Annotated in this window: 5 protein-coding genes; 2 read left to right on the top strand and 3 right to left on the bottom strand. The window is 57.6% G+C overall.

The window, feature by feature from the left end; translation table 11 throughout:
- Positions 1 to 253: 253 nt before the first annotated feature.
- On the bottom strand, positions 254 to 3,805 hold the full coding sequence (locus tag V6C16_RS05580; protein WP_333542866.1) for an FAD-binding and (Fe-S)-binding domain-containing protein: 3,552 nt from the start codon (positions 3,803 to 3,805) through the stop codon (positions 254 to 256).
- A 568-nt stretch (positions 3,806 to 4,373) separates the two neighbouring features.
- Between V6C16_RS05580 and V6C16_RS05575 the strand changes: the two genes are divergently transcribed.
- Positions 4,374 to 5,279 carry a hypothetical protein gene (locus tag V6C16_RS05575; RefSeq protein WP_333536131.1) on the top strand — a complete coding sequence of 302 codons (906 nt, stop codon included), beginning with the start codon at positions 4,374 to 4,376 and terminating at the stop codon, positions 5,277 to 5,279.
- A 235-nt stretch (positions 5,280 to 5,514) separates the two neighbouring features.
- On the opposite strand, the gene V6C16_RS05570 is transcribed toward V6C16_RS05575, so the two are convergent.
- Positions 5,515 to 5,892 (bottom strand): hypothetical protein, encoded by a 378-nt coding sequence (locus tag V6C16_RS05570; RefSeq protein ID WP_333536133.1) that lies wholly within the window; start codon positions 5,890 to 5,892, stop codon positions 5,515 to 5,517.
- A 506-nt stretch (positions 5,893 to 6,398) separates the two neighbouring features.
- A complete protein-coding gene (locus V6C16_RS05565; RefSeq protein WP_333536135.1) occupies positions 6,399 to 6,929 on the bottom strand; it encodes a DUF721 domain-containing protein in 531 nt (176 codons plus the stop codon).
- A gap of 150 nt (positions 6,930 to 7,079) precedes the next feature.
- Here V6C16_RS05565 and V6C16_RS05560 point away from each other — a divergent pair.
- Positions 7,080 to 7,548 (top strand): ArsR/SmtB family transcription factor (locus V6C16_RS05560; protein ID WP_333542865.1); only part of this gene is annotated, 469 nt, incomplete at its 3' end.

Genomic DNA, 7,548 nt, shown 5'->3' with positions numbered 1-7,548 from the left:
TGCGTCACGGCTTCAGCCGCGACCTCGGCTCCCTGCTCATCGACGACCTCAAGCGGGCCATGGCCCACTTTGACGCGCATCCCGTCAGCAAACCCCTGAGCGAGGCAGAAGCCGGCAGCAACAGTCACGCCGGACGCGCCGCCAAAAAATAGCCTGCCAAACGCCGTACACACATAAAACATAAGGGCCGCCCCCGTAAAACAGGGGCGGTCCTTGGCATTATGGCAAGACCGCAATGCGCCTTGCGTAACACCTATTTCAGGTCAACTACACGCACATCACCACGGGTTTCGTTAACTTTTTTACGGAAGCTCTGGCGGCGGTCCTCGCCGTCAACCTGCCCTGCCAGCCATTCCACCACATGCAGGACGGAATGCTTGTCGTGCATATTGATAAGGCAGCGCGCGATGCCGATCTTGCAGGACGGGCAGCCCACAACCAGCGGACCGGTGTAGCTTTCTCCCAGAGCGTCGGCAAGTCTTTGCTGTTTTCGCGCCCGCAAAAGGTTGTATATCTGGGGCGAGGTCATGGCTCCCATGCCGGATTCGCCGCAGCAGCCGGGGCTGAGAACCACATCCGCCCCGCTGAATTCGCCAAGGGCGCGCGCAACCTGCTGTTGCCCCTTGACCTTGTGCACGTCGGCCCACTCGCAGTGGCAGGCTCCGTGATACACCAGCCTTGAGCCTTCGGCCACAGGAGCGCGCAGGTCTTCACGGGGCAGCAGGGGCATGGTGAGCTGCGCCACGTCACGCATGACCAGATCGGGGAACTGCGCCTGCATATTCAGCCGCTCCAGGCCATCGCGGCAGGAACCGCAGGCCGTAACCAGATATTTGCAGTCAAAGCCCTGCTTGGCGAGGCTGCGCAGCATGGAGGCAAGGTATTGCCTGTTCTGGGCCATATTGTCTTCAAAGGCCGTATCCATACCGGCCGCAAGCAGCGGAAAACCGCAACACATGTGCCTGGGCGGCACGGCCACGGCAAAGCCCGCCTTGAGCAGCAGCATGATGGAAGAAATGCCGATGCGGTCATAAAAGAGCGCGCCGCCGCAACCCGGAAAGTACAGCGCAAGGGGCATGCCCGGCGCCGGCTCGGCCGGAGTGAATACCGCGCCCCTGTGCAGCTTGAGCGATTCGTACAGGTTGGTATAACCCATCTTGGGACCGCGCCCGGAGAAAAGCGGGCTTTGCATGCGGCGCTTCCACACAGCGGGAACGAAGCCCAGGAACTTGTTCTGCATCTTCTGGCCCAGAGAAGCCACCTTGGCGGCCTTGGGCGCGCGGTGAGCGATGTCGCGCGCAAGCCATTCCAGAGCGCGGCCCTTGATGGGATGCCCGCTGGCTCCTTCGTGCTCCAGCAGGGCGCGCAGGGTAAGGGCCACCTCCCCGGAAGGAATCTTTACCGGACAGTTCGCCATGCAGCGGCCGCAGGCCGTACAGTGCTCCACAAGGTCGCGCATCCACTTGAGCAGGCGATCGTCAATACGGCCCTTGTTGACCTGACTGTAATACACGGCCTCAAGCAGCATGCCCATCACCATATTCTTGTTGCGCGGGTGATACTGCATGGAGCGCTCCGGGTAGCACATGGAGCACACCTGCTTGCACTTGCCGCAGCGCGTGCATACCTGAATGGAGGTGAGCAGGTGGATGAGCTTGTCCTTGTCCGGCAGGCCGCTTTCACGAATATCGCGGATAAGGCGGTTGAATGAAAACGTGAAAGGCCGCACGGGCAGGTCGCGATAGACGAGCTTGGCGGGGTTCATGACGTCGCGCGGGTCCACACGTTCTTTGAACGCGCGCAGGGCGTCCATTTTTTCCTTGCTGAAAAAGGCTATCTTGGTAATGCCGATGCCGTGTTCGCCCGAGACCTCGCCGCCCATTTCCTGGCATTCAGCCATGACGCGGGCCGCCACTTCCTCGGCTTCTTCCAGCATCTGGGCATCGTTTGAGTTCACGGGAATGTTCACATGGCAGTTGCCGTCGCCGGCGTGCATATGGCTGGCAACCACAATGCGGCTGGCTTCCATATATTCGCGGATCTTGCTGATTTTTTTGGCAAGATGCGGATACTTTTCTTTCAGAACCGCAAGGAAGCCCTCGGCCCGCTCGGCCATTTCCACATCCGAGACATCGGCGGCGGCAACATCGCCGGAAGCGGCCTTGGACGCCTGTGAAAACTCCCGGTTGAAATCCTTGTCTTCCATAGGAAAGCCGGGCAAACGCCCCACTTCCTGAAGGGCATGCCGGTAGGATGCGGCCGTGCATTCCAGATTTATCTGCTCAAGAAAGAGCGCGAAATCGGGGATGCGGTCCATAGGAATGACCACGTCTTCATTGAGCTTGAAGCCGGAGGTACGCTTGGCAATGGCCGAAAGCTTGTGGCGGTCTTCCCAGAAGCGCTCGCCTTCCTTGTCATCGGCGGCCACGATGATATCCACATTTTCCTGCTGCTCGACCACGCTTACGATGTCGCCCACGCAGGTATCCAGCAGATAGGGGTCGTCGCCGTCCACCTGGAGGATAATGACGGAGATGGGCGCGCCCTCATATTTTTCAGACTTGCGCTTGTATTCGATGGCCTGCACGTACTTGGCGTTAAACTCTTCCATTGCCGAAAGATGGGCATAGTCGCCCTCTTCACGGATGCGGTTGCGCAGGGCCACCAACTCGCGCACCACAACGGCGGCCGGATGCATTGAACGGCCGAAAAACTCGAGCACCATCACCCGCTTGTGGCGCGGCTTGGGATGAATAATGAAAGCGGCTTCGGTGATGATGCCGTCCACCCCTTCTTTCTGCATTCCGGGCAGGCCGCCAAGGGCCTTGTTGGTCACGTCCTTGCCCAGGCCCGGCAGACGGATTTCGTCGCCGCGCAGGTGCACCACGTTGCGCACCCCGCCGCTGACGTCCTTGACCACAAAAACAGCTGTCTCATGGGGCAGTATCTTATGACGGGGATGGTTTTCACGCTCTACGGTGATGATTTCGCCCGTAGGCGTCACCATGCGCCACCACAGCAGGTTGTCCAGCGTGGTGCCGTATTCAAAGGCCATAGGGCCGCCCGCATTTTCAGAGATATTGCCGCCGATGGACGATGCCTGCTTGGAGGCCGGGTCTACGGAAAAAAGTGCTCCGGCGGCGTCCACGGCGTTGATCACGGTCTGGGTAATGGCTCCCGCCTCACAGGTGACCGACATGTTTTCCATATCAATGGGACCCACGCGGGTAAGCCGCGTGAGGCTCACAATAAGGGTGCGCTTGCGCGCGGGTACAGCCCCGCCCGTCATGCCCGATCCGCCGCCGCGCGGGATAAGGGCGAACTTCATGTCATTGGCAAGCCGCACAAGTTCGGCCACCTGCTCGGTGGTATCGGGCTCCACCACCAGCAGGGGCAGCTCCATGCGCAGGTCGGTGGCGTCCGTGGCAGACTCCACAAGCGCGCCAGGATTGGTCAGAATGCACTCGGCGGGCAGAATGTCGCCCAGGGCGCTGATGAGCTTTTCCCTGAACTCCATCTCGGCCTCATGGGCCGACCAGAACATGGTAATGCCCTCGCCGATGGCCGTGGCATAATAATGCGCCAGAGAGACGGATTCCTTTTCGAAGCTGTCGCGCACGCTGCCGCGCACGGTGTCCGCATCGATAAAGGGATTGTAGGCCACCAGAAAAAGCTCTTCTGCGATGGCAATGGCAAGGTTGCGCACAGACTCGGGCCATTCGGCAAAGTCATCGATATTGATGCGCAGAATACGGTTCACCACATAGTCGGGAGAAATGGAAATATGCGGACCCTTATGGGGCATGGCGTTCTAACCTCATGAGCGCTGCTGTAATCTGCTACAATGACAGACAGCGGGTTTTAGGGGAAGCCCTTTTTCTACGTTCAATATGCCCGGAAGGCAAGGGGGGCGGAAAATGCCCGTATTTCCCGCTCTACAGAAGCGGTCCGGCCAACGCGCAAACAAAAAACGGCGTCTGCCCCTGCCGCAAGTTCCTGATCTGGCAGCACACTGAAAAAACTTGAGAATGCAGACGCACCGCGATAAAACGCCTTATGCCGAACATCTCCGCCAGAGGGGCCAGAGCAATTTCACTTTGAAATTGCTCGGAAGGCTGCGTGAGCAGACGTTCGCTACGGAGGCGTAAGCGCAGTTTATCTGCGCGGTTAAACGCCGAAGTGAGCGTGCCTTAAACTTTGAGAATATACATTCTCAAAGTTAATCTGCTCTAGGCGTTTGGGGGGGCTGCGGAACGTTTCCATAGCGTCACCACCATGACATAAGACCGTCTTTGACATTTGACCATGTGCGGATATGCTTTTTCGGCCTGGGGCGCACAGCCGCCCCGCACACACCACGGAGTGCTGCACACATGCTTATCGACAGACTACAGCCGCTTACAGACATATTTGACTGGTTGCACCACACTTGGGAACGTGCCGCCACCCAGCGGCGCGTGGCTCTTTTCATTCTCTGGGTATACCTGCTGGCCTTGCTGGGAGTGGAGCTGAACCGACAGGGAATGCTGCCGCCCTGGCTGGCCGCCGTAACGCCCGGCAGCCATTTTTACGCCATCCATCTGGCCTTCACGCTCATCCTGGTGCTGGAGGTCATGAGCCTTGTTTTCATAATTCCCAGTTCCCTGTCGCAATCTATGGGCAAGCAGTTTGAAATCCTCACCCTCATTCTGCTGCGAAACGCCTTCAAGGAACTGGCCCGCCTGCCGGAACCCGTGAGCGTTTCCGGCGACATGATGCCCGTGCTGTATATTGCCATATCCGGCACAGGCGCGCTGCTGGTCTATCTTTGCCTCGGCCTGTACAAACGCATTGCGCGCCGCCACATGCATTTTATCCAATCGCCGGACATGCGCATGCGCTATGTCATGAGCAAAAAGCTGCTGGCCCTGGCGCTCTTCATCATTTTTATGGGTACAGCGCTGCGTGATTTCTTCCTTTTTGTCACTGCGGGCGGCGACCAGAGCTTTTTTGAAACCCTGTACACCATCCTGATATTTTCGGATATCACCATGGTGCTCATTGCCCAGCGCTACATGCCCGCTTTTCATGCGGTATTCCGTAATTCGGGCTTTGTTATCGGAACCCTGCTCATGCGTCTGGCCCTTTCTTCAACCCCCCTGTGGTGTCCGGCCATCGGCCTGTTTGCCGCCGTGTTCGTTCTGGCCCTTACCTGGGTAACCAACTATTTTACGCCTCCGCCGCCGTCAGAGCACACGCAGGGACAAATCCAGCCTGCCCTGCCCGAAACCACGGATTAAGGCCGAAGACCGGCCCCGGCAAGGCCCCGCCTGGCGTTTCGCGGTCACAGTCCGCCCCATGCCCAGGTACGGCAAGGCGCAAGACCGCCATTACGCACAGGGCTTTCCACAGAACGGCAACACGCCTGACACCCCGCCCCGCATGGAACCAGCGCATCAACAGCACGGCAGACAACAAAAACGCAAAAGGGCGATCTTTTCAGACCGCCCTTTGTTTTATCAGGAATTTTCTTGCTCAGGCGTTGGCAGCCTTGAGCATTTCTTCCACCATTGAGAGCGTGGGCGTTGCGCCCGCCTCAAGCCCGCAAAGACCCCGTACGGCCAGCATAAGCATATCAAACTGCAAAGACATTTCGGCCATGCCGTTATGGATGATGCAATTGTCGCCGCGCACGGCAAGACGATATGCATGACGGCTGCGCTCTTGGCCTGAGGAACGCATGATATAGTAGACTTGGTCGTTGGTGTCGGTCACGTAAAGCTTTTGACGGGTGAGCATGCCAAGAGTCTCGTCATACCACGAGCACTCAGAAAAAAGACGACCACGAAAGCTGAAATCGCCGCCGTTGTCGTGCTTCAGACAAATGTCTTCCATAGATTTCTGCACGTTCATTCCATCCTCCGCGTGCTCTTGCCCGCTTCTGTAGGCGCAGGGGGCTGCGCTTTATGGAAGCTAGCATTGCACACAAATACTTGTCAACAACAGCAGCAAGCAAACAACAAAATCGCATAACTAAAAAACACTTTCTAATATAACATAATGATATAAAAACAAAATAAACACACCCTCCACAATGGATGGCCTTGCGGTCCGCCGCTGTTTTTCATGAAAGGCAATATTCTGACAGCATCAGGCAGACGCAGAGAAAAAACGCGGCCGAGCCGCTGTCCCGGCAAACACAAAGCACACAGGGCTGCCCCGACGCGAACGGCAGTGCGATGTCATGAGGCGCAGTAAAATATAGGAGGACAAAAGAGCGCAGGTAAGCAGAAAATAAAAAAACACGTCCTGTAAAAGCATCCGGCGGTACGCTGCGGCTCATCCGCAAAGCATCCCCTGCAATGCCACCGCATTGCGACCATACAGATAATTATTTGTTTTAAAACAATATTATTAAGTTAAACTCCGCCACGCCTGGCCTTTTCCGCAAAGCGCGCGTAGGCCCGGGCCACTGGCGAAGACGGGTCCATACGCCCGAGAAAAGCGCCTTTGGCCTGAACCGGCTCGGACATGCGCCGCCGGGGCGCGCGCCAGCCCATATCTTCTTCGGGCAAGGGTTTGCGTGCCGTTACGTCCAGGCCGGACTTGCCCATAAGCAAAGAAACCTTCACGCCGCCAAAAAACGGCTCCTCCATAAAGGCGTTGGCCCGCTCCAGCAGTTCGCCGCTCATGAGGTGCAGTTCCTGGGCCAGCATGGCGTCCTCTGCCCCGATGAGCAGCAAATCCTTGTGGTGGCCCAGAGGACGTGCCAGCATGCCAAGATCCGGCCCCATAACCATGCGCCAGTTTTCCCAAAGATGGGCAAGGCGGTGGCGGACCTGAGCCTGCCCCGGGTCCACGCCAAGCCCGGCCAGAACCGACGCAAGCACATCGCCCGCGGCTACCGGCTCGGCATTCTTGTCTTTTTTACGAAACACCCTGGGATACATACGCAAAAATCCGTTCTAACAGTCCGTTATATTTATAGTTGACAAAAACCATGCTGATGGATGGCCGCTAAGGCTCCATGCCCTTGTTGACCATATGCAGATAACCTGATATTTACATCAGCATAAATTGATTTAGTATGGAAAAAACACATGGCCCTTCTTTATTTCAAGGCACTTTCTGACGAAACACGGCTTCGCCTCATCCATATCTTGCTGCATTACGAGCTGTCGGTCAACGAACTGGTGCGCATCCTGGATATGGGGCAGTCGCGCGTTTCCCGCCACCTGAAAATCCTTACCGAGGCCGGGCTGCTCACCTCGCGCCGCGACGGCCTCTGGGTTTTTTATGCTGTTCCACGTTCCGGCGAGGAAAGAGAGTTCCTGCGCGCGGCCATGCCCTTTGTGCAAGCTGACGCGGCCATGCGGGCCGACCTGAACATGGCCGCCCAGATGCTGGAAGAACGCGCCCTGAAAACACGGCAGTTTTTCAACGCCATTGCTGAAGACTGGGACGAGCTGAACCGCGAGGTTCTGGGAACCTTTGACCTTCCCCACGCCGTGTGCGCTGCCATCCCCGAAAACTGCGGCATGGCCGTAGACCTGGGCTGCGGCACAGGTG

This window comes from Desulfovibrio sp. 1188_IL3213, assembly GCF_036763145.1.
GTDB lineage: Bacteria > Desulfobacterota > Desulfovibrionia > Desulfovibrionales > Desulfovibrionaceae > Desulfovibrio.
Note: the sequence above shows the minus strand (reverse complement) of the source record. Positions and strands in the feature narration are given on the sequence as shown.

Bases quoted from the DNA above. Each gene is read 5' to 3' on its own strand.
- V6C16_RS05580 (WP_333542866.1), bottom strand. From the start codon at position 3,805: ATGCCCCATAAGGGTCCGCATATTTCCATTTCTCCCGACTATGTGGTG.
- V6C16_RS05575 (WP_333536131.1), top strand. From the start codon at position 4,374: ATGCTTATCGACAGACTACAGCCGCTTACAGACATATTTGACTGGTTG.
- V6C16_RS05570 (WP_333536133.1), bottom strand. From the start codon at position 5,892: ATGAACGTGCAGAAATCTATGGAAGACATTTGTCTGAAGCACGACAAC.
- V6C16_RS05565 (WP_333536135.1), bottom strand. From the start codon at position 6,929: ATGTATCCCAGGGTGTTTCGTAAAAAAGACAAGAATGCCGAGCCGGTA.